The following is a 19,720-nucleotide window of genomic DNA, read 5'->3' as shown; positions in this document are numbered from 1 at the left end:
CCCAGCCCGCGCTGCCGCCCCGCGTGGACGCGCTCGTCGCGCGCCTGCGGCCGGAGGAGCCGCTGCACTGCCTCCGCCCCGCGACCATCGCGGGCGCGGCACGGAGCTTCCTGGCCGCCTTCCCGGGCGAGACGCTCTACGCCGTGAAGTGCAACCCGGAGCCCGCCGTGCTGCGCGCGCTGTGGCGGGGCGGCGTGCGGCGCTTCGACTGCGCCTCGATCGGCGAGGTGCGGCTGGTGCGCAGCATGTTCGCGGATGCCTCCATCCACTTCATGCACCCGGTGAAGCCGCGCGGCGCGATCCGCGAGGCCTGGGCGCGGCATGGCGTGCGCGACTTCGTGCTCGACAGCGCGGAGGAGCTCGCGAAGATCCTGGAGGAGACCGGCAACGGCCAGGGGCTCGGGCTGATCGTGCGGCTCGCGCTGCCGAAGGGCGGCGCGATGTACGACCTCTCCGGCAAGTTCGGGGCCGCGCATGACGATGCGGTCGCGCTGCTGCGCGCGGCGCGCCCGCATGCGGCGAAGCTCGGCGTGAGCTTCCATGTCGGCTCGCAATGCATGGAGCCGGCGGCCTATGCCGGCGCGGTTGCGCTGGCCGGGGCCGTGATCCGGGAGGCCGGCGCGGCGGTCGAGGTGCTGGACGTGGGCGGCGGCTACCCGGTCGCCTACCCGGACATCACCCCGCCGCCGCTCGTCGCCTTCACCACGGCGATCGCGGCCGCGGTGGCGGAGCAGGGGCTGTCGGCGCTCGAGCTCTGGGCCGAGCCTGGCCGCGCGCTGGTGGCCGGCGGCACCTCCGTGGTGCTGCAGGTGCAGCATCGTCGCGGCGACGTGCTCTTCATGAACGACGGCGTCTATGGCGCCCTGTCGGACGCGGGTGCGCCCGGATTCCGCTTCCCCGCGCGGCTGATCCGGCCGGAGGCCGCCGGCAGCGTGACGAACACGTTGCCGTTTGCGTTCTTCGGTCCGACCTGCGACAGCGCGGACCACATGAAGGGTCCGTTCCACCTTCCGGCCGATATCCGGGAGGGCGACTGGATCGAGGTGGGACAGCTCGGCGCCTATGGCGCGGCGCTGCGCACCGCCTTCAACGGCTTCGACCGGGCCGGGATCGTCGAGGTGGCGGATGCGCCGCTGCTGCAGACGCCCGGCTACGACCTCGCCGCGGCCGCGTAGCGGTCGCGGCCCTTCCTTCACGGAGTCCTCGATGAAGCACGTCGCCTTCCCCGGCCGCCTGGTCATGCTCGGCTTCGGCTCGATCGGCCAGGGCGTGCTGCCGCTCATCCTGCGCCACATCGACATCGCGAAGGAGCGCATCGCGATCGTGACCGCAGAGGCGCGCGGACGCGAGGTGGCCGCCGAATACGGAATCCGCTTCATCGAGACGCCGGCGACGCCCGACAACTTCCGTGACCTGCTGTCGCCGCTGCTGTCGCGTGGCGACTTCCTGCTGAACCTCTCGGTGGACGTCTCCTCGGTCGAGCTCATGAAGCTCTGCCAGGAACTCGACGTGCTCTACCTCGACACCGTCGTGGAGCCCTGGGCCGGCGGCTACACCGACCCCTCGCTCACGCCGTCGCAGCGGTCGAACTATGCGATGCGGGAGGAGGCGATCGCGCTGCGCGAGCTTGCCCGTGGCGGCCCGACCAGCATCACCGCGCATGGCGCCAACCCGGGTCTCGTCAGCCACTTCGTCAAGCAGGCGCTGCTCGACATCGCGCGCGACACCGGCGCGCCGGTCGCGAACCCGCCGGCGGGCGCGGACCGCGCCGCCTGGGCCGCGATCGCGGAGCGCCTCGGCGTCAAGGTGATCCACATCGCCGAGCGCGACACCCAGGTCGCCGCGCATCCCAAGCGGCCCGGCGAGTTCGTCAACACCTGGTCGGTGGACGGCTTCGTGGGCGAGGGCTCGCAACCCGCCGAGCTGGGCTGGGGCACGCATGAGAGGCACTTCCCCGCCGATGGCCATCGCCACGGCTTCGGCTGCGACGCGGCGATCTACCTGATGCGACCCGGCGCCTCGACGCGCGTCCGCACCTGGACGCCGCTCGCCGGCCCGATCCACGGCTTCCTGATCACCCACAACGAGAGCATCAGCCTCGCGGACTACTACACGGTGCGCGACGCGGACGGCTCGGTGCGCTACCGCCCGACCACGCACTACGCCTACCACCCCTGCGACGACGCCGTGCTCTCGATCCACGAACTCGCCGGCCGGAACTGGGAGATGCAGCCGGAGAAGCGGCTGATGACGGACGAGATCGTCGCCGGCATGGACGAGCTCGGCGTGCTGCTGATGGGGCATGCGAAGGGCGCCTACTGGTACGGCTCGCGCCTGACGATCGAGGAGGCGCGGCGCGTGGTGCCGCACAACAACGCCACTTCGCTGCAGGTCACCGCCGCCGTGCTCGCCGGCGTGGTCTGGGCGATCGAGAACCCGCGCCGCGGCGTCGTCGAATCCGACGAGCTGGACCACGCGCGTATCCTCGAGATCTGCGGCCCTTATCTGGGCGAGGTGGTCGGCGTCTATTCCGACTGGACGCCGCTGCAGGACCGCGGCGTGCTGTTCCCGGAGACGCTCGACCGCGACGATCCCTGGCAGTTCCTCAACGTCCGAGTGGCCTGACCGGCCGCTCGGCGCCGGATCAGCGCAGGACGATCTCGACGCGGCGGTTCTGCGGCTCGCGCGCGCCGTCGGCGGTCGGCACCAGGGGCCGCGTCTCGCCGAAGGCCTGGATCGTCATGGCCGAACGCGGAATGCCCCGCCGCTCGAGTTCCGCGGCGACCGCCTGGGCGCGGCGCTCCGAGAGGCGCTGGTTGTATTGCGGCGTGCCCGAGCGGTCGGCATGGCCCGCCACCTCGATGCGTGTCACGCCGCCGCGCTGCGCGCTGGAGGCCGCTTCGGCGACCACCTGCCGCGCCCGCTCCGTCAGCTCGGCACGGTCCCAGTCGAAGAAGACAAGGAAGCTGCGGGCCGGCGCAGGGGCCGCGGCGGGCGTGGCCGCAGGCGCGGATCGCGCCGCCCCGAAGGCATAGCGGACGCCGAACAGCAGCGAGTGATGCAGGTTGTCGGTCTCCGCGCTGCCGGGCACGCGCGGGTCGCCCGAGGCGAAGTAGCGGACCGCGTCGCGGCTTTCCTGCGCGGCGCCGAACAGCCGGTACTCGGCGGTCAGCGAGAGCCCCGGCAAGGCCTGGAGCGGATAGGCGAGCCCCAGGATGCCCTGGTAGGCAAGCGCCGCCTCGGTGCCGACGATGTGGTAGAAGTCGGCCGGGTTCGCACGGCTCGACTGGCGGACGTTGTCCCAGTTCTGCGAGACGACACCGATGCCGGCGCCGACATAGGGCACGACCGGCCAGCCGAGATGCAGGTCGTAGAGGACGTTCGCCATGACGCCCCAGCTGAACACGGCGCCGCCGCTGAAGCCGGATCTGCCGGGGAAGCCGAGGCCGGAGATCTGGTTGACGTCGTTCTGGCGGAAGTTGAGCTCGGCTTCCGCGCGAAGGCCGTTGGCGAAGGCGTAGCCGACGCTCGCCACCCCGACGAAGCCGGAGAAGCCCCGGTCGAAGCTTGCCGTGCCCGACGCGTTGGCCGCCGACGTGCCGCGACCCGTGAAGCTGATGTCGCTGTCGGTCATCCAGTTGAAGCCGACGCCGGCGCCGACATAGAGGCCGCGCACCGGCTGCGCATGCGACGCGACGGGCAGGGCAAGGGGCGAGGCCGCCAGGAGAAGAGCCGTCAGGAGCGAATGGCGGGGCGGCATGGTGCCTGCTTTCTTGTCAGTTCGGTCGGCGGCGACTCCGGAAGCCTGCGCGCGGACCCATCACCTCGTTGATTAAGGCGGCATCTGAAACGAACAGCAATCCCTTCCAGGCGTGAAACCCGTAACGAAAAGGGGCGCCTTTCGGCGCCCCTTCCCGTGCCAGAAGATTGGCCTGCGGATCAGCGCAGGACGATCTCGACGCGGCGGTTCTGCGGCTCGCGCACGCCGTCGGCCGTCGGGACCAGCGGGCGGCTCTCGCCGAAGGCCTGGATCGTCATGGCCGAGCGCGGGATGCCCCGGCGCTCGAGCTCGGCGGCGACCGCCTGGGCGCGGCGCTCCGAGAGGCGCTGGTTGTACTGCGGGGTGCCCGAGCGGTCGGCATGGCCCGACACCTCGATCCGCGTCACGCCGCCGCGCTGCGCGTTCTGCGCAGCCTCGCCGATGATCTGGCGGGCGCGGTCGGTCAGGGTCGCGCGATCGAAGTCGAAGAACACCAGGAAGGTGCGCGCCGGAGCCGGAGCCGCGGCCGGCGCCACGACGGGCGGCGGCGGCGGAGCGGCGTTGAAGGCGTAGCGGACGCCGAGCAGCAGGCTGTGGTTCATGTTCTCGACTTCGACCGCGCCGCGGCTCGTCGCCACGGTCGCGCCCGACCGGTTGATGAACTGCGCGTCGACGTCATCCGACAGCGCGCCCATGAAGCGGTACTCGGCCGTGATGGCCAGGCCGGGCACGGCGCTGATCGGGAAGGCGGCGCCGACGATCGCCTGGTAGGCGAAGTTGCCGTTGTCGCCGTCGAGCACCACCGAGCCGCGCGGGCCGTTGATGCGGACGTTGTCCCAGTTCTGCACCACGTAGCCGATGCCGAGGCCGACATAGGGGTGGAAGAAGGAGGCCGGGCCGAGGTTGAAGTCGTAGAAGGCGTTCAGCATCGCGCCGTAGCTGTAGACGTCGCCGCCCTGCGTGCGCGGCGCGCCCAGGCCGGGCGCCCCGGCGGCGTTCGCGCCGAAGCCGGTGATGCCGTTGATGCTGTTCTGGCGGTAGTTGCCCTCGACCTCGACGCGGACGCCGTTGCCGAAGCCATAGCCGAGGCTCAGCACGCCGACCCAGCCGGTGTCGAACTCAGCCGCGCCGTTCGGCGACACGGAGGCGCCGCTCAGCGCCGAGCGCAGCGCGCCCTGCGACGTCAGGTCGCTCTCCATCAGCCAGTTGATGCCGGCGCCGGCGCCGACATAGAGACCCGTCACGGGCTGCGCCTGGGCGGCAACCGGCAGGGCCAGGACCGTCGCGGCCAGCAGGGCCTTACGGAGGCTCATCTAGTGTTCTCCTCGAACCAAACTCGTCGCATCGCCGCTTCGTATCGGATGCCGCGTGCAAGACGAACGTCCTGCCGCCGCGCCCAGGGTCCCACACCCATGCCGCGATGCCTTCGGGGACCCTAGCACCCGATTCGGCTCGCCAACAGCGTCCGCGTAAGGAACTCCCCCCGCTGTGGCGCTTCTGCCACAGCGGGGCATTGCACAGCGGTCACAGAGGCGAGAGGTAGTGGGGCTCCGGTGCCTCCGCAACCGATCCGGGTGGCAGCAGCCGGGTCGCGTGCCCAAGCTTCCGTCCCTCGCGCGCCTCCGCCTTCCCGTACAGATGCAGCGCCACGTCGGGCCGGGCCGCAAGCTCGCCCCAGCGCGCGTAGACCTCCGGCCCGACCAGGTTCTTCATCACCGCGTCGTGGTGGCGCCCCGGTTCCGGCAGGGGCAGGCCGGCCACCGCCCGGACATGCAGGGCGAATTGCCCGAACAGGCAGGCATCCATCGTCCAGTGCCCCGAATTGTGGGGCCGCGGCGCCATCTCGTTCGCCAGCAGCCGCCCGTCCGGCAGCAGGAACATCTCCAGCGCGAGCAGGCCGACCAGTTCCAGCGACTCGGCCAGCCGCACGACCGCCCCGCGCGCCGCGGCCGCGACCTCGGGCGCAACCGGCGCGGGGGCGATCGAGAGGTCGAGGATGTGCCTGTGGTGCCGGTTCTCGGTCACGTCGAAGGTGACGACCGCCCCGTCCACCCCACGGGCGCAGATCGCCGAGACCTCCCGCTCGAAGGGGATGAAGGCCTCCAGGATCAGCGGCCGGGGCGCCAGCCTTGCCCAGGCGGCATCGAGATCGGCCGGGCTGCGCAGCACCGCCTGGCCGCGGCCGTCATAGCCGAGCCGCGTCGTCTTCAGCACCGCTGGAAGCCCGAGCTCCGCCACCGCGGCGTCGAGCGCGTCGCGGCTGGTCACCTCCCGCCACGCGCCGACCGCCACCCCGGCCTGCTCGAAGAAGCGCTTCTCCAGCACCCGGTCCTGCCCGACCCGCAGCGCGGCGACGCCGGGCCGGCAGGGCACCAGCGGCTCGAGACGGTCCAGCGTGGCGGCGGGGACGTTCTCGAACTCGAAGGTCACGACGTCCACGGCGGCAGCGAAGGCGGCCAGCGCCTGCGGGTCCTCGTACGGCGCAACGGTCCGCGCCGCCGCGACCTGCATGGCGGGGCTGTCGGCCTCGGGGGCGAAGACGTGGCAGCGGTAGCCGAGCTCGGCCGCGGCGAGCGCGGACATTCGCCCGAGTTGCCCGCCGCCCAGGATGCCGATCGTCGAGCCCGGGGGCAGGGGCGCCGTCACGTCGCGCTCCCGGTCGGGCTGTCGGGCACGGCCTCGGTCTGCGCCGCGCGCCAGGCCGCCAGGCGACCCGCGAGCGCTGCATCGGCGGTCGCGAGGATCGCCGCCGCGAGCAGCCCAGCATTCACCGCGCCGGCCCGTCCGATGGCCAGCGTGCCGACCGGGATCCCGGCCGGCATCTGCACGATCGAGAGCAGGCTGTCCTGCCCCTTCAGCGCATGGCTCTCCACCGGGACGCCGAGGACGGGCAGGGTCGTCAGGGACGCCGTCATGCCCGGCAGGTGCGCCGCGCCGCCCGCGCCCGCGATGATCACCTTCAGCCCGCGGCCGGCCGCCGCCTTCGCGTACTCCACCATCCGCTCCGGCGTGCGGTGCGCCGAGACCACGCGGCATTCATGCGCCACGCCGAGCTTCTCCAGCACGTCGGACGCATGGCGCATCGTCTCCCAATCCGACGTGCTGCCCATGATGATGCCGACCAACGGCGGTGCGTTTTCCATGATCGTTCAGAGCACCCATGAGAGAACGCGGCCCAAGGGGCCGCCGCGCGGCGCGCGACAGAGCAACCTGTGCATCATGTCTGAGGCGCGTCAGCCAAGCGGCCGGAGGCCGCGCCCGGCGCTTGAGGGCGCACTAAGCGATCACGTCGGGGATCAGCCGGCTCTCGAGCCAGGTGATCTCGTCCTTGAGCTTCAGCTTGCGCTTCTTGAGCCGCTGCAGCTGGAGCGCATCGGCCCCGCTCTCGCCCAGCCGCGTGATGACCGTGTCGAGGTCGCGGTGCTCGCTCCGCAGCTCGTGCAGGCGGCGGAGGAGGCTGTCGCGGTCGGCCAGCATGCGCCCCAGGGTCGTGTTCGTTGCGGCATCCGGCACCTGCCGCCCGGGGCTGGAGCCGCTGGCGGAACAGGACCGGAGGCGGGCCAAAGAAGTCCTGGACCCGACCGAGGAAGGGAATAACATGGCGGGCGTGGGGGCAGAAGTGACGCTTCGCGGGGAGGACGCCGCGCGTCGGCATGGCACTCCAGCGGACGGCACGGCCCCTGCGGACAACGGACAGGGACGTCGCGCATGCCCGAACTCGCCCGCCTCCGAGCCCTCGAGGAGCGCCACGCGGCGCTCGAGGCCCGCATCGCCGAGGAGGACCACCGGCCTCGACCCGATGCGGACCAGCTGTCCAGGCTGAAGCGGGAAAAGCTGCGATTGAAGGAGGAGATGGAGCGGCTGAAGGCGCAGCCGGTCCATTGAGGCGCGGTGCCGGGGGCCGAGAGGCCCCCGGTGCTTTTTCGGCGGCCCCTCAGGCCGCGTCGTCGGCCGCGATCGGCGTCGTGTTGGTCGCCCCGGTGCGCGCATTCGCCGCCGCCACCGACTCGTTCAGCGCGGTCTGCGTGCAGAGGCCGAGCGTCACCGGATCGCGCGGCTTGATGTTCGCCATGTTCGGATGCGTCTTGTCGCGCACCTTCTGGATCGTCTCCTTGGTGGTGGCGAGCAGCTTGACGATCTGCGGGTCGGAGAGCTGTGGGAAATTGCGCAGCAGCCAGGCGATGGCGTCGGGCCGCTCGTTGCGCTTCGCCACCGGGATGTAGCGCGCGCCCTTGCCGCGCGGCTTCGGCAGCGGGATGGTGCTTTCCACCAGCTGCAGCCGGTAGGACGTGTCGGCCTCGCCCTTCTCGATCTCCTCGCGCGTCAGCTGGCCGTTCGCGATCGGGTCGTAGCCGACGATGCCCTGTGCCACCTCGCCATCGGCGATCGCCTGCACCTCGAGCGGGTGCATGCCGACGAAGTCGGCGATCTGGTCGAAGGACAGCGACGTCTTCTCGATGAGCCACACCGCGGTGGCCTTCGGCATCAGGGGCGTCTTCATGGGTCTGGCCTTCAGGTGTCCAGGGCTTCGGGCATAGGCAGGGATGCGGGCGAGCCAGGACGCCCGCCGAGGCGCCCCGCCTCGTCTGGTTGCGATATAAGGGCCGGGGCGGGGCGGGTCAAAGCCCCGCGCCGGACGGAGAAGGAGGCCGCATGGAGGACCCTGAGGGGCCGCGTCCCGCGAACCGATTCACCCCGCCGGTGATCGAGCGCTGGGGCGTGGCGGAACTGCGCGGCTACATCGCCGAGCTGCGCGAGGAGATCGCGCGCGCCGAGCGAGAGATCGCGAAGCGCGAGGCGACGAAGGCCGCGGCGGACCTGTTCTTCAAGCCGCCGGCCAGCTGATTTCCCGGACGCGAGGCCCGGACCGCGCCGGGCGCGCATCAGGCCCGGCAGACGAAGGTCACGGTGCGGATCCGCCGCTCCCGGAGATTCGTGACCTGGTTGCGGGTCATCGTCGGGAAGTCGTCGCCGAGGAAGCTGCGGAAGGTCACCGGCGGCGCCGCCTCGGCCAGCCGCGCGGCCACGCCCTCGAACCAGCGCTGGCTCTCCTCGGTCGAATCCTCGACGGCCAGGATCTCGAAGCCCGCATCCGAGAGCAGGCCGCGCATCTCATCCGGCGTGGCGAGGTGGCTGATCGCGGCCTCGCGGGCCCAGGGCACGGGAAAGGCGACCTCGCCGCCTTCACCCTGCAGAACGTCGTAGGCGACGAAGCGCGCCCCGGGTTTCAGCACGCGGCGCGCCTCGGCATACATCCGGTCCTTGGCGGCGATGTTCATCGCCACATGGATCGTCATCGCGGCATCGAAGGCGGCGTCGCCGAAGGGCAGGCGGGTCGCGTCGCCCTGGCGGAAGGCCACCCGGTCCGCAAGGCCCACCCAGCCGCTGAGGATCGCCGCGGCCTCGCAGAAGGCGGGCGTCAGGTCGAGGCCGGTGACCCGGCAGCCATAGGCCCGCGCGATGGTGCGCGCCGGGCCACCGAGCCCGCTGCCGATGTCGAGGAGATGCGAGCCCGCCTCCAGTCCGAGCGGCGATCCGATCTCGAGCGTGGCCTTGCGCCCGCGGATGTGGAACTCGTCCACCGTGGCGAGATCCTCGGGGACCAGCTCGTCGATGTCCTTGCCGGCTCTCCCGAGCGCCTCGGCGATCCGCGCCGCCAGCGCGGTGCCGTCCATCTGGCCGCCGCCAGAGTAATGCGTGGCCACCGCGTCGACCATGCGACTGCCCTCCGGCCCCGGGCATCATCCTGCCGGCCCGGCGGCGCGCGGTGGAAGTGGAATCGGCGAGAGGGCGGGGATCGTGAAGCCCCGCGCGACGCGGCGCAGGAAAAAGGCCGGCGGATCGCTCCGCCGGCCTCCCCAGGGCTCGGGCCCGGGTCGTGACCCCCGGGCGCGGCCGTCGCGTCAGGCCGCCTGGGCGGCCTCGCCGTTGCCGTTCGCGGTGATCGCCTTGGGCGCGACGCCACCGATCGCGATGCGACGCGGCTTCAGCGCCTCCGGCACGACGCGCTTCAGGCTGACATGCAGCAGCCCGTTCTCGAGCGTCGCGCCCTCCACCACGATGTGGTCGGCGAGCACGAAGCGCCGCTCAAAGGCACGGCCGGCGATGCCGCGATAGAGCAGCCGTGCCTCGTCGGTCTGCTGCGGCGCCTTGCCGGCGACCGTCAGCGTGTTCTCGTGCACCGTCAGCTCGATGTCGTTCGGCCCGAAGCCGGCCACCGCCATCACCAGCGTGTAGCTGTCCTCGCCGGTCTTCTCGATGTTGTAGGGGGGATAGGCAGGACCCTCGGAGGCCGCGCGGGCGGTCTCGACGAGGCGGGCCATGCGGTCGAAGCCGATGGCGGCACGCATGAGGGGAGAGAGGTCGAAAGCGTTCATCGTTGAGCTCCTCGATCAGCAAGCTCGGTTGTCCGGCGGACCGGCCCTGGTGGATCCCCATGCGGGCGACCCTGGCTGTCCGCGCCGGCGACCCCGAAGGCATCGTCGGCCCCATGGACATGGAAAACCGCCCGGCGGCGTTCAAGACCCCGCCGGAACGCGTGGCCCCGGAACGCCGCGCGGCGCGCCCCCGGTCAGGGGACGCGCCGCGCGAGCAGCCAAATCTGTCGGAAGGGGCGGGCGGTCAGCCCTTCTTCACGCCGATGCCGGCGAACTTCTTGTTGAACTTGGCGATCTGGCCGCCGGTGTCCACCACCCGCTGCTGGCCAGTCCAGGCCGGGTGGGACTTCGGGTCGATGTCGAGGCGCAGCGTGTCGCCCTCGTTGCCCCAGCAGGAGCGCGTCTTGAAGGTCGTGCCGTCCGTCATGATGACGGTGATCTCGTGGTACTCGGGGTGGATGTCGGGCTTCATGACGGCGCTCACGCAGGATGGGCCCGCCGACGGCGACCGGCAGGCGCGGGAGGCGCGCGTATAGGCGAGGCGCGGGCCCGGCGCAACCATCCTTGCCTTCGGGGGCCGGCAGGCCCAGCCTCGGCCCATGCCGCACGACGCCTGCTGCGGGACGGACACGGTCTTCACCGGCCAGGATCCCGCCTTCCGACGGGCCCTCTGGATCGTCATCGCGGTCAATGCGGCGATGTTCCTGGTCGAGTTCGTCGGCGGCGCCCTGGCCGGCTCGCTGGCCCTGCAGGCCGACAGCCTCGACTTCGCGATGGATGCCGCGACCTACGGGCTGTCGCTCGCGGTGATCGGGCTCTCGCCCGTCACGCGGGCGCGGGCGGCGCTGCTGAAGGCGGCGAGCCTCGGCCTGATCGCGGCCTGGGTGCTCGGCGCGGCGTTCTGGCGGATCTTCGTGGAGGGACGGCCCGAGCCCATCACGATGGGCGCCGTCGCGATCGCCGCGGCGGCGGCCAACCTGCTGTCCGTCGCGCTGCTCTGGCGCTGGCGGGAGGGCGACGCGAATGTCCGCTCGGTCTGGCTCTGCAGCCGCAACGACGCGCTCGGCAACCTGCTCGTGCTCGTGGCGGCGCTCGGCGTCTTCGGCACCGGCACGCGCTGGCCGGACCTGATCGTCGCGGCGGCCATGGCCGCGCTCTTCCTCAACACGAGCCTCGGCACCGCGCGCCGCGCCCTGGCCGAACTGCGGGAGGAGCGGGCGGCGGCGCATGGCTGAACACGGCGGGGCCGAATTGACCCCGGCCGTCGGCCGGTCCTAGAGCAGCGCCCGATCGAGTGGAACCGCTCCACGGTTCCGCCGACCGGGCATAAGCTGCTCTGGAATCATGATTCCTGGAGCAAGAAATCCGCTCTGACTGGTTCAGTCAGAGCGGATATTGCTCTAGCGTCCGCGCCGCTGTCGGAGACCTCGCGTGAACCAGGCCGTCTCGCCCGCCGATGCCGGGCGACCGCTCAACATCCTGTCGATCCAGTCCTGGGTGAGCTACGGCCATGTCGGCAACGCCTCGGCCGTCTTTCCGCTGCAGCGCCTCGGCGCCGAGGTCTGGGCGGTGAACACCGTGCAGTTCTCCAACCATACGGGCTACGGCGCCTGGCGCGGCAGCGTCTTCGGCGCCGAGCTGATCCATGAGCTGGTGGCCGGCATCGCCGAGCGCGGCGCCATGGCGCGGTGCGACGCCGTGCTGTCCGGCTACATGGGCTCGGCCGATATCGGCGAGGCGATCCTCGCCGCTGCCGCGCGGGCCAAGGCGGCCAATCCGGCGGCGATGTATTGCTGCGACCCGGTGATCGGCGATGTCGGGCGCGGCGTGTTCGTCCGGCCCGGCGTTCCCGAATTCATGCGCGACCGCGCCGTGCCCGCCGCCGACATCCTCACCCCCAACCAGTTCGAGCTGGAATGGCTGACGGGGCGCGACATCCGCACGCTGGAGGACGCCAAGGCCGCCATCGCCGCGCTGCAGGCGCGCGGCCCGCGCTGCGTCCTGGTCACCTCGTTGCGCACCGCCGACACGCCGGGCGATGCGATCGAGTTGCTGGCCGGCGAGGACGGCGCCTTCTGGCGCGTCCGCACGCCGCTGCTGCCCGTCAGCGTCAACGGCGCCGGCGACGCGATCGCGGCGCTCTTCCTCTTCCACCGCCTGCGCTGGGGCGAGGCGCGCGTCGCGCTCTCCGCCGCCGCCTCCTCGATCTACGGGCTCCTGCGGCGCACGGCCGAGGCCGGCTCGCGCGAGATCCTCACCGTCGCGGCGCAGGAGGAGTTCGTTACGCCGAGCAGGGTCTTCCGCGCCGAGGCCTGCTGAACTTCCCCCTTTCACCCGCGGGCATCAGGCGGGGGCGCGGCATGCGGAGCCATCACCGGAAAGTCGTTCGCGCGAAAAAATAATCTTGCAGACGAATTGCGGGCGCGCCGAGTAATTTTTCTTAGCAGCATAGTTTCTGCCCGGGTTGTGCAAGAAAATGCTGGCCTCGCGTGGCGGTTGGTGGAACATTCCAGCGTTGGATTGTAACCATTCTGACCAGCCATGAACCTGATCCCCCCGGAACGGCGAGCGCGGCCAGCAGCACGCGGCATGCTCGCGCGCCTGCGCGACTGCCGCCGCGGCGCGACCGCGCTCGAATTCGGGCTCGTGTCGCTGCCCTTCATCATGGTGTGCGTCGTCATCATCGAGGTCGCCTGGCAGTACACCACGGCCTCGATCCTCGATGCCGCCGCGCTGCGCGCCAGCCGCTTCGGCGCCGTCGGCCTCAACCCGCCACCTGCCGGCAACGGCCCCGCCAACCCGACCTGCCGGTCCGGCTACATTCCGCTCTACCTCGTCCGCAGCACCAACGGCTTTCTCGAGACGCGCCACCTGACCGTCCAGGCGTCCAGCACGCGCGCCCTCTCTGCGCATCTGCAGCAACCGGCCGCGTTGCAGCGGCCCGCGCCAGCGCCGCCGCCGCTGCAGCCCCAACCGCCGCAGCAAGGCCAGCCGGCTCCGCCGCCGCCCAATTTCGGCTTCGGCGGCCAGATCGTCGAATACGACATCGTCTATCGCCAGGCCTTCCTCACCGCCGCCGGTCCGCGCTGGCTCGGCCTGCCGAACGAAATCGTCCACCGCGCAACCATCGTCATCAAGAACGAGCCATTCCTGAATGCGCCGTGCTGACCGCCTCGGGCGACGCGGCGTGGCCGCGGTCGAATTCGCCCTCGTCCTGCCCGTCCTGCTCATCCTCCTGCTCGGCACGGTGGACATCCTGACTGCGCTGCGCGCACAGCTGCGGCTGGAGACGGCGGCCGTCCAGCTCGGCCAGATCGTGTCCCAGTGCGGGCGCATCACCGATCCCACCGGCCAGGGCAACAGCGGCGACCTCGGCCAGTTCTGGTCGCATGGCCAGCGGATGATCGGCAACCTCGGCACCATCACCGGCACGGGGACGGACGGCGCAGTCATCATCACCGCCGTCCGGCGGCGGCCGAACACCAACCAGAACGAGGTCGCCTGGCAGCGGCGCACCGGCAGCGGCAACCATGCGAGCTCGGTCGCCAATGCCGGCCAGCAAGGCCAGCCCGCGCCGGCCAACACCACGGCAACCATCGCCGCCGGCTTCGTCGTGCCGCCCAACGAGACGCTTTTCGTCACCGAGGTCACGCTGAACCGCACCGCGCTCCTGCTGCGCGGCCCGTTGGTGAACAACGCCCTGCCGCAGCAGCTGCGCGGCACGACGCTTTTCCTCTCCCGCTCGCCGATCCCGGGCGATCTTCAGAACCCGCCCGGCGCCGCCACGCAGAACGATCCCGGAGGCCTGTCATGCACCGCGTGACCCCCCTCACGCACGACCGGCGCGGCGCCGTGGCGATCCTTTCCGCTGCGCTGGGCGCGGTGCTGATCGGCTTCGCGGGCCTTGCCGTGGACACCACCCGTGCCTGGGTCGCGGAGGCGCGGATGAAATCCGCCCTCGACGCGGCTGCGCTGATGGCGGCGCGCCGCTTCGACGAGGCCGACCGCGACACGCTGGCCGAGCAGTTGTTCTACGCCAACCTCCAGCAGGGCAGGACCTCGGGCAACTTCCTCGGCGCGACCATCGCCCGGCCGAGGTTCACCGAGATCTCGCGCGTCGACGCCGAAATCCGCGTGGACAGCCAGGTGAACACGCCGACCACCCTCTTCAGCGTCATCCGGCAGACCCAGATCATCCGCGACGACTTCGCCACCGCGCAGCGCGCGGGCACGGGCCTCGAGATCGCGATCGCGCTCGATGCGACGGGTTCCATGGCATCGCAGGGCTTCGGCGGCCGGACCAAGTTCGAGAACGCCGTGGATGCGACGCGCGATCTGATCCGCATCCTCTACGGCAGCCAGAACGAGCAGCGGAACCTCTTCATCTCGATCGTGCCGTACGACCGGACGATCAACGTCGGCGCGGCGAGCGACGAATGGCTTGCGAATGGCGCGCTTGCCAATTCGAGCGTCAACAACGCCTGGATCGGCTGCGTCGAAGGCCGTGCCTCGCGGAGTGGCGGCCGCTGGGTCGTGACGGATGCCTCCCCGGCGAACGAGCCCTTCCGGCCATGGGTCTGGCCGAGCACCTTCCGCCAGGTCGGGCAGTGGATCCCGCTCAACCCGGGCAACTCCGCCAACGCCGCTGCGCCCGCGCCCGGCAGCAGTTGCATGCGGCAGAACTCCTACCCCGCGGACCCGAACGATCCGGCCAATCCTGGCCCGAACCGCTTCTGCCACGGTGACAATGACTGGGTTCGGGTGGACCCCGGCAACACGCTGGTCCTGCCGGCCAACGTCGCCGACAACGCAGCCTACAACACCTATTTCCGCAACAATGCCAACAGCGCCACCGGCGCCTTCGGCCCGAACTTCATGTGCCCCCGGTTCCCGATCCAGCCCCTGACGTCGGACCGCCGCGACGTCGAGGACTACCTGCTCACGATTCGCCCAGAGCGGGGCGGGACGGGCATGGGCACGAGCGTCTTCGCCGGGCTGAAGGGCGCCTGGTACACGCTGAGCCCGAACTTCGAGCAGGCCTGGCGCGACCGGAACGTGCCGTTCCGACCCGGCAGCACGAACAACCGCGCCCTGCCGCGCCCCTACCGCGAGGACGACAACCGCAAGGTCATCGTCATCCTGACGGACGGCGACAACAACTGGTTCTTCCCGCAACCCCAAAACAGCCGCTCGTCCTGCGGCGAGGGCATCAACGCCGGGAACCGGAATTCATCGAGTACGACCGCGCGCGGTGTCTGCGCGGCAACCGGCGGTGCGGCGGAACTGAACTACAACGCGCTGGGCCGTGTCGCCGACTGGAACAGCCGATTTCCCGATGCGCGGATCGACACCGTCAACCGCACCACGGCCGAGGCGCGCTTCGACGAGTTGACGCGCGCAACCTGCGACGCGATCAAGAACGACATGCTCGGCGTGACCGGTCCGCGCCCGAACCCGCCGTTCCCGCCGGCCATCGACATCTATGTCGTCGGCTTTGAAATCCAGACGCAGGCGCACCGCGAACTGCTCCAGTACTGCGCCAGCGACCCGACGAAGTTCATCGAGGCACGGACCGCGCAGGACCTGTCGGGTGCCTTCACGCGGATCGCGAACGAACTGGTCCGCCTGCGCCTGACCCAGTAGCGCGCCGGCGCGGGCGGGTCAGACCGGCCGCGCGACGTCCTCGAGGCCCATCAGCCCGACGAGGCGCCCCTCGGCGCAGCAGACGGGAAGGTGACGCACGCCGACGCGGCGCATCACCTCCAGCGCCGTCTCGCGCGGCGTCCCGGGCCGCACCGCGACGGGATCCCGCGTCATCACCTCTTCCACCGAAAGCCCTCGGATCCCCTGGGCACGGGTCGCGACCACGCGGACGATGTCGCGCTCGCTCACCACGCCGACCACCCGCCCGCTGCGGTCCTGCACCGGGATGGCGCCGACGCCGCGTGCCGCGATCATGCGCGCGGCCTCCGCGGCCGGCGCCTCCGGCGTGAGGGCCGGCAGGTCACCAGTTGCTGTGATGCTCATGAAGGCGCGGCCCCCCGTGTGGTTTGGCTTCGCTTCCCCCAACCCGCGCCGCATATCAGTGAATGCCACGATCCTGCAACCGTTCTCTCACGGCATTGCCACGCCCTGCTGCCGCCTGGGCGCCTGCCGGCGTCAACCCTTCCTTCAGCGGTCCGGGCGCTCCATGCCCGCGGGCCCCAGGACCGGGCGCCCGCGAAAGGCAGGACGCCATGCAGATCCACGCGCTCATCCCCGCGCTTCCCGACGCCGCCATGCTGACCGTCTGGCTCGTCTGGATCGTCGCGGCTGTCATCGGCCTCAACGTCGTCATCATGCTGCTCGGCCAGGGCGTGCGCTTCCCGCTCGGCCGCGTCGCGTCGCGCGGGCGCGACCTGACGGACCGCATCAACGGCCTTCTCGGCGGCGTCGCGATCGCCTGCGCCGCGGTGCTCGGTGCGCAACTACTGATGCGCCTGAACGGCTGACGCCGCCTCAGTGCATGTAGCTGCGCGTGACGTATTAGGTCAGGCTCTCCACCGCCATGGCCTGCTGCGCCAGGCGATGGCGGACAAGGTCGCGCACGCTCACCAGGCCCAGCAGCCGGCCGGCATCGTCCACCACCGGCAGGTGCCGGTAATAGCCCTCGTCCATGATGCGCAGGGCGGTGTCGACCGGCGTGTCGGGACCGACCATGACCACCTCGCGCGTCATCAACTCCTCGGCCGCCATCCCGCCGATCCCGCCGAAGCGCGTCGCCAGCGCCCGCACCACGTCGCGCTCCGACAGGATCCCGCAGACGCGCCGATCGGCCTCGAGCACCACCACCGCGCCGATCCGGCGTTCGGCCATGATGCGCGCGACCTCGGCCACCGGCGTCCCCGGCGAGGCGGAGATCACGGCGCTGCCTTTTTCCCTGAGCATGGCGGAGACGGTCATCGGATGCACCTGTGTCGCGTGGGTGTCGCGGCGGGGCGGTTCCCCCGGGTGCCTTCCTCAGAGCGGCGCGTCTAATCCCGCGCCGCCACGCCGTGCAACGACCAACCGCGCGCGACAGGCAGCGCGCACGGTTAATTCGCGTCCATCACGATCCGAGACGCGCGCGTCTGTCAGTGTCGCGTGACATTCGGTTGGGCGTCGGACTCAAGCGCGGCGGATGTTGATCGGCAGCGTCATGCCCTTCTGGATGCCGGTCAGCCCGCGCCGGTACGCCGCGTCGATGTAGTACTGGCCGAGCGGGATGTAGGGCAGGTCCTGCCAGAGCGCCGCCTGGATCCGCCGCGCGATCGCCTTCTGCGCATCGAGCCCCTCGGCGGCCAGCCACTCCTCCCGCAGCGCTTCGATGGCGGTGCTGGTCGGCCAGCCGAACCAGGCCTGGCGGCCATGGCCGCGGAGCAGCGGATGCACGCCCGGGCTGCCGAGGTCGATGCCGCCGAACAGGACCACCAGCGCGTTCCAGCCGCCCTGGCCAGGCGGATCCTGCCGCGCGCGGCGCTGCAGCACGGTGCCCCAGTCGCTCGTCGCGCTCTCGGCATTCAGGCCGCTGCGCCGCAGCGCATCCGTCAGCACCGTGGTCAGCGCATTGTTGTTCACCACATCGGTCGGGTGCAGCACGACGACGGGCTGGTTGGCATAGCCCGCCGCCCGCAGCGCGTCGCGCGCGCGGTCGAAGCTGCGCGGCGCGGTCATCACGCCGATCCCCTCGTCATTCGCCAGCGGCGAGGAGGTCGGGAAGGCGCCGATCCCGTCGGTCCAGAGGCTGCGGTCCGTCCCCATGATCGAGGTCATGAAGTCGGCCTGGTTGATCGAATGCAGCAGCGCGCGCCGCACCGCCGGATCGTCGAAGGGCGGATGCAGCTGGTTGAAGCGCAGATGCGCGACCGTCCCGCCGGCATCGACCCGCTCCAGCACGATGTCGCGGTGGCGCCGCAGCACGGCGCGCAGATCGGGCGCGACCTGCTCGTACATGTCGATCTCGCCCGCCTGCAGCGCTGCCGCGACGGTGCCGGCGTCGGGGATCCAGTTGAACACCACGCGCTCGAAATGCCCGATCTTCGCACCCCCCAGCAGGCTCGGCGGGTTCGGGTTCGGCACATAGCCCTCGAAGCGGCGATAGACCGCGCGCGCGCCCGACAGCCGCTCCTCCGCCACGAAGCGATAAGGGCCGGAGCCGACCACCTCGGTGAAGGGGCGCGACGGGTCCACATTCGCGAAGCGCTCGGGATAGATGAAGCAAGGGTAGGAGCTCGGCTTGCCGAGCGCCTCCAGCATCGGCCCGAAGCGCTGGTTCAGCCGGATCTCGAAGCGCCGGTCGTCGAGGGCGCGCATCTCCGCGGTGCGCGCGCGCAGCGTCTGGCCGAGCGTGTCGAGCCGCGACCAGCGCTGGATGGAGGCGACGGCGTCGGCTGCGCGGATGCGCTCGTTGTCGTGGAAGCGGATGCCGTCGCGCAGCGTGAAGATCCAGCGCAGCCCGCCATCCTCCACCACATGCCCCTCGGCCAGCTGCGGGCGGATCGTGAAGCTCTCATCCGGACCGTAGAGCGTGTCCCAGCACATGTGGCCGTGGTTGCGCACGCCGTAGCTCGTCGTGCTCATCGGATCCAACGCGGTGACATCCGCCTGCGGCATGTAGCGGAAGGTCGTCGCGGCCGTTCCCTGGCCGAGCGCCGGCATGGCGGGGGCGAGCGGCGCGGCGGCGAGGCCGGAGAGCAGGGTGCGACGGCGCATGCGATCCTCGGGCGCTGGTGGCGGCGAGCATGGCGCGCCGCCGCCGGCGCGCGCAATGCCCGCCCTTGAAGCCCTGCACCCTTGCTGCCACCTGCCGAGCGACGGTCCGGGCCCCTCTGGCGTGCCGATGCCTGTGCACGGCGCGCGATGTCGGACCTCCACCTTGCGGCCACCGCGCTGGGGCGGTGCCGCGACCTGGAGGAGGCGCCGATGGCCCTTGCCCAATTCTGGAACGTGAACTGCGTCGGCCGCGTGCTGCGCGTCCTCGGCATCGCGCTGATCGGCATCGGCGCCGCGGGCTACCTGCTTCCGGCCGGGGCCGTGCACTGGACGGCGCTGATCCCGGCCGCCCTCGGACTGCTCGCGCTCGCCGCCTCCCTCGCACGCAACGCCTGGATCGCGGCGGCGCTGGGCGCCGTGATCTGTGCGGTCGCGCTGATGGGCGGCGGCTCGGCGCTGCCGCAGCTGCCGGCGCTGCTGTCGGGCGAGGCGGGGGCGGCCATCGCCTCCCGCGCCTCCACCGCGCTCGCCGCCATCCTGGCGCTGGCCGGCATCGCCTACGCCCTCGCCCGCGGCCGGCGAGAGGTCTGAGATGTTCGCCGACATCCTCGCCTTCCTGGTCGCCACCTTCCTGCTCGGCCCGCTGCAATCGGGCCTTGCCGACCGGCTCGAGGCCGCGCGCGCCCCGGCCGCGGTAACGCGCGAGCTGACGGATTGCGCCGCAGCCGCCGCGCCAAGGCTGGTGGAGCGCGCCGCCGGCGATCCGTGGTGGGCCGTCACGACCGCCCTGTCCGCCTGGCTCGGCACCGCGCGCCCCGAGGTGGTGCTGCGCGACGTGGCCCCCTCCTGCGGC

At 71.5% G+C, this 19,720-nt stretch carries 24 protein-coding genes; 12 read left to right on the top strand and 12 right to left on the bottom strand.

Annotation, left to right across the window (positions count from 1 at the left end):
- Together L2I40_RS05880 and L2I40_RS05875 are read left to right on the top strand one after the other, a co-directional pair.
- Positions 1-1,175: type III PLP-dependent enzyme (locus L2I40_RS05880; RefSeq protein WP_456305728.1), on the top strand; the 1,175-nt coding region annotated here is incomplete at its 5' end.
- 31 nt (positions 1,176-1,206) lie between these two features.
- A complete protein-coding gene (locus L2I40_RS05875) occupies positions 1,207-2,625 on the top strand; it encodes a homospermidine synthase (protein ID WP_237213944.1) in 1,419 nt (472 codons plus the stop codon).
- A 19-nt stretch (positions 2,626-2,644) separates the two neighbouring features.
- On the opposite strand, the gene L2I40_RS05870 is transcribed toward L2I40_RS05875, so the two are convergent.
- The 5 genes from L2I40_RS05870 to L2I40_RS05850 form a co-directional block, all read right to left on the bottom strand.
- On the bottom strand, positions 2,645-3,760 hold the full coding sequence (locus L2I40_RS05870; RefSeq protein ID WP_237213943.1) for an OmpA family protein: 1,116 nt from the start codon (positions 3,758-3,760) through the stop codon (positions 2,645-2,647).
- A gap of 179 nt (positions 3,761-3,939) precedes the next feature.
- Positions 3,940-5,073, bottom strand: a complete 1,134-nt coding sequence (locus L2I40_RS05865) for an OmpA family protein (RefSeq protein WP_237213942.1) — start codon at positions 5,071-5,073, stop codon at positions 3,940-3,942.
- Between the two features lie 211 nt (positions 5,074-5,284).
- On the bottom strand, positions 5,285-6,406 hold the full coding sequence (locus L2I40_RS05860; protein WP_237213941.1) for a 5-(carboxyamino)imidazole ribonucleotide synthase: 1,122 nt from the start codon (positions 6,404-6,406) through the stop codon (positions 5,285-5,287).
- Positions 6,403-6,903 carry a 5-(carboxyamino)imidazole ribonucleotide mutase gene (purE, locus tag L2I40_RS05855; protein WP_237213940.1) on the bottom strand — a complete coding sequence of 167 codons (501 nt, stop codon included), beginning with the start codon at positions 6,901-6,903 and terminating at the stop codon, positions 6,403-6,405. The genes L2I40_RS05860 and purE overlap by 4 nt, the downstream gene beginning before the upstream one ends.
- Before the next feature lie 133 nt (positions 6,904-7,036).
- Positions 7,037-7,237, bottom strand: a complete 201-nt coding sequence (locus L2I40_RS05850; protein WP_237213939.1) for a YdcH family protein — start codon at positions 7,235-7,237, stop codon at positions 7,037-7,039.
- Between the two features lie 231 nt (positions 7,238-7,468).
- Here L2I40_RS05850 and L2I40_RS05845 point away from each other — a divergent pair, with 231 nt between their 5' ends.
- Positions 7,469-7,645, top strand: coding sequence for a YdcH family protein (locus tag L2I40_RS05845; RefSeq protein ID WP_237213938.1), 177 nt, complete (start codon positions 7,469-7,471; stop codon positions 7,643-7,645).
- Positions 7,646-7,694: 49 nt separating this feature from the next.
- Here L2I40_RS05845 and L2I40_RS05840 read toward each other — a convergent pair whose 3' ends face one another.
- Positions 7,695-8,261, bottom strand: coding sequence for a DUF1013 domain-containing protein (locus L2I40_RS05840; protein WP_237213937.1), 567 nt, complete (start codon positions 8,259-8,261; stop codon positions 7,695-7,697).
- A gap of 152 nt (positions 8,262-8,413) precedes the next feature.
- Between L2I40_RS05840 and L2I40_RS05835 the strand changes: the two genes are divergently transcribed.
- Entirely contained in the window at positions 8,414-8,605 is a 192-nt protein-coding gene (locus tag L2I40_RS05835; protein ID WP_237213936.1) for a DUF1192 domain-containing protein, read from the top strand.
- 38 nt (positions 8,606-8,643) lie between these two features.
- Here the strand turns inward: L2I40_RS05835 and L2I40_RS05830 are convergent, their stop codons facing one another.
- The 3 genes from L2I40_RS05830 to rpmE form a co-directional block, all read right to left on the bottom strand.
- Entirely contained in the window at positions 8,644-9,477 is an 834-nt protein-coding gene (locus L2I40_RS05830) for a class I SAM-dependent methyltransferase (protein ID WP_237213935.1), read from the bottom strand.
- Between the two features lie 186 nt (positions 9,478-9,663).
- Entirely contained in the window at positions 9,664-10,137 is a 474-nt protein-coding gene (locus tag L2I40_RS05825; RefSeq protein WP_237213934.1) for an Hsp20 family protein, read from the bottom strand.
- Positions 10,138-10,381: 244 nt separating this feature from the next.
- Positions 10,382-10,609: a 50S ribosomal protein L31 gene (rpmE, locus tag L2I40_RS05820; RefSeq protein WP_237213933.1), complete on the bottom strand. Its 228-nt coding sequence runs from the start codon at positions 10,607-10,609 to the stop codon at positions 10,382-10,384.
- A 127-nt stretch (positions 10,610-10,736) separates the two neighbouring features.
- On the opposite strand from rpmE, the gene L2I40_RS05815 reads away from it, so the two are divergent.
- The 5 genes from L2I40_RS05815 to L2I40_RS05795 all read left to right on the top strand — a co-directional run bounded on the left by L2I40_RS05815 (position 10,737) and on the right by L2I40_RS05795 (position 15,780).
- Positions 10,737-11,372, top strand: a complete 636-nt coding sequence (locus L2I40_RS05815; protein ID WP_237213932.1) for a cation transporter — start codon at positions 10,737-10,739, stop codon at positions 11,370-11,372.
- A 196-nt stretch (positions 11,373-11,568) separates the two neighbouring features.
- Complete coding sequence (gene pdxY, locus L2I40_RS05810; protein WP_237213931.1) at positions 11,569-12,456, top strand: pyridoxal kinase PdxY; 888 nt, start codon at positions 11,569-11,571, stop codon at positions 12,454-12,456.
- 270 nt (positions 12,457-12,726) lie between these two features.
- Positions 12,727-13,305, top strand: coding sequence for a TadE/TadG family type IV pilus assembly protein (locus L2I40_RS05805; RefSeq protein ID WP_237213930.1), 579 nt, complete (start codon positions 12,727-12,729; stop codon positions 13,303-13,305).
- A complete protein-coding gene (locus L2I40_RS05800; RefSeq protein ID WP_237213929.1) occupies positions 13,292-13,960 on the top strand; it encodes a TadE/TadG family type IV pilus assembly protein in 669 nt (222 codons plus the stop codon). Before L2I40_RS05805 ends, L2I40_RS05800 begins: the two co-directional genes overlap by 14 nt.
- Positions 13,948-15,780, top strand: coding sequence for a pilus assembly protein TadG-related protein (locus tag L2I40_RS05795; RefSeq protein WP_237213928.1), 1,833 nt, complete (start codon positions 13,948-13,950; stop codon positions 15,778-15,780). The genes L2I40_RS05800 and L2I40_RS05795 overlap by 13 nt, the downstream gene beginning before the upstream one ends.
- A gap of 18 nt (positions 15,781-15,798) precedes the next feature.
- Here L2I40_RS05795 and L2I40_RS05790 read toward each other — a convergent pair whose 3' ends face one another.
- On the bottom strand, positions 15,799-16,164 hold the full coding sequence (locus L2I40_RS05790; protein ID WP_237213927.1) for a CBS domain-containing protein: 366 nt from the start codon (positions 16,162-16,164) through the stop codon (positions 15,799-15,801).
- Between the two features lie 209 nt (positions 16,165-16,373).
- Here L2I40_RS05790 and L2I40_RS05785 point away from each other — a divergent pair, with 209 nt between their 5' ends.
- On the top strand, positions 16,374-16,628 hold the full coding sequence (locus L2I40_RS05785) for a hypothetical protein (RefSeq protein ID WP_237213926.1): 255 nt from the start codon (positions 16,374-16,376) through the stop codon (positions 16,626-16,628).
- Positions 16,629-16,662: 34 nt separating this feature from the next.
- Here the strand turns inward: L2I40_RS05785 and L2I40_RS05780 are convergent, their stop codons facing one another.
- Together L2I40_RS05780 and L2I40_RS05775 are read right to left on the bottom strand one after the other, a co-directional pair.
- Positions 16,663-17,079, bottom strand: a complete 417-nt coding sequence (locus tag L2I40_RS05780; RefSeq protein WP_237213925.1) for a CBS domain-containing protein — start codon at positions 17,077-17,079, stop codon at positions 16,663-16,665.
- Positions 17,080-17,283: 204 nt separating this feature from the next.
- Positions 17,284-18,867, bottom strand: a complete 1,584-nt coding sequence (locus L2I40_RS05775; protein ID WP_237213924.1) for an ABC transporter substrate-binding protein — start codon at positions 18,865-18,867, stop codon at positions 17,284-17,286.
- A gap of 210 nt (positions 18,868-19,077) precedes the next feature.
- Here L2I40_RS05775 and L2I40_RS05770 point away from each other — a divergent pair, with 210 nt between their 5' ends.
- Together L2I40_RS05770 and L2I40_RS05765 are read left to right on the top strand one after the other, a co-directional pair.
- Complete coding sequence (locus tag L2I40_RS05770) at positions 19,078-19,458, top strand: hypothetical protein (RefSeq protein ID WP_237213923.1); 381 nt, start codon at positions 19,078-19,080, stop codon at positions 19,456-19,458.
- Position 19,459: 1 nt separating this feature from the next.
- Positions 19,460-19,720, top strand: a 261-nt coding sequence (locus tag L2I40_RS05765) for a hypothetical protein (protein WP_237213922.1), incomplete at its 3' end; no start/stop codon positions are given.

The organism is Falsiroseomonas oryziterrae, assembly GCF_021864505.1.
GTDB classification, from domain to species: Bacteria; Pseudomonadota; Alphaproteobacteria; order Acetobacterales; family Acetobacteraceae; genus Falsiroseomonas; species Falsiroseomonas oryziterrae.
The sequence above is the reverse complement of the archived record's forward strand: the minus strand, read 5'-3'. Positions and strand labels throughout refer to the sequence as shown.

Coding starts and splice junctions, on each gene's coding strand:
- L2I40_RS05840 (WP_237213937.1), bottom strand. CDS start 8,261: ATGAAGACGCCCCTGATGCCGAAGGCCACCGCGGTGTGGCTCATCGAG.
- L2I40_RS05780 (WP_237213925.1), bottom strand. CDS start 17,079: ATGACCGTCTCCGCCATGCTCAGGGAAAAAGGCAGCGCCGTGATCTCC.
- L2I40_RS05835 (WP_237213936.1), top strand. CDS start 8,414: ATGGAGGACCCTGAGGGGCCGCGTCCCGCGAACCGATTCACCCCGCCG.
- L2I40_RS05775 (WP_237213924.1), bottom strand. CDS start 18,867: ATGCGCCGTCGCACCCTGCTCTCCGGCCTCGCCGCCGCGCCGCTCGCC.
- purE (WP_237213940.1), bottom strand. CDS start 6,903: ATGGAAAACGCACCGCCGTTGGTCGGCATCATCATGGGCAGCACGTCG.
- L2I40_RS05830 (WP_237213935.1), bottom strand. CDS start 9,477: ATGGTCGACGCGGTGGCCACGCATTACTCTGGCGGCGGCCAGATGGAC.
- L2I40_RS05785 (WP_237213926.1), top strand. CDS start 16,374: ATGCAGATCCACGCGCTCATCCCCGCGCTTCCCGACGCCGCCATGCTG.
- L2I40_RS05800 (WP_237213929.1), top strand. CDS start 13,292: ATGCGCCGTGCTGACCGCCTCGGGCGACGCGGCGTGGCCGCGGTCGAA.
- L2I40_RS05865 (WP_237213942.1), bottom strand. CDS start 5,073: ATGAGCCTCCGTAAGGCCCTGCTGGCCGCGACGGTCCTGGCCCTGCCG.
- L2I40_RS05770 (WP_237213923.1), top strand. CDS start 19,078: ATGGCCCTTGCCCAATTCTGGAACGTGAACTGCGTCGGCCGCGTGCTG.
- L2I40_RS05875 (WP_237213944.1), top strand. CDS start 1,207: ATGAAGCACGTCGCCTTCCCCGGCCGCCTGGTCATGCTCGGCTTCGGC.
- L2I40_RS05790 (WP_237213927.1), bottom strand. CDS start 16,164: ATGAGCATCACAGCAACTGGTGACCTGCCGGCCCTCACGCCGGAGGCG.
- L2I40_RS05795 (WP_237213928.1), top strand. CDS start 13,948: ATGCACCGCGTGACCCCCCTCACGCACGACCGGCGCGGCGCCGTGGCG.
- L2I40_RS05815 (WP_237213932.1), top strand. CDS start 10,737: ATGCCGCACGACGCCTGCTGCGGGACGGACACGGTCTTCACCGGCCAG.
- rpmE (WP_237213933.1), bottom strand. CDS start 10,609: ATGAAGCCCGACATCCACCCCGAGTACCACGAGATCACCGTCATCATG.
- L2I40_RS05825 (WP_237213934.1), bottom strand. CDS start 10,137: ATGAACGCTTTCGACCTCTCTCCCCTCATGCGTGCCGCCATCGGCTTC.
- L2I40_RS05870 (WP_237213943.1), bottom strand. CDS start 3,760: ATGCCGCCCCGCCATTCGCTCCTGACGGCTCTTCTCCTGGCGGCCTCG.
- L2I40_RS05850 (WP_237213939.1), bottom strand. CDS start 7,237: ATGCTGGCCGACCGCGACAGCCTCCTCCGCCGCCTGCACGAGCTGCGG.
- L2I40_RS05805 (WP_237213930.1), top strand. CDS start 12,727: ATGCTCGCGCGCCTGCGCGACTGCCGCCGCGGCGCGACCGCGCTCGAA.
- L2I40_RS05845 (WP_237213938.1), top strand. CDS start 7,469: ATGCCCGAACTCGCCCGCCTCCGAGCCCTCGAGGAGCGCCACGCGGCG.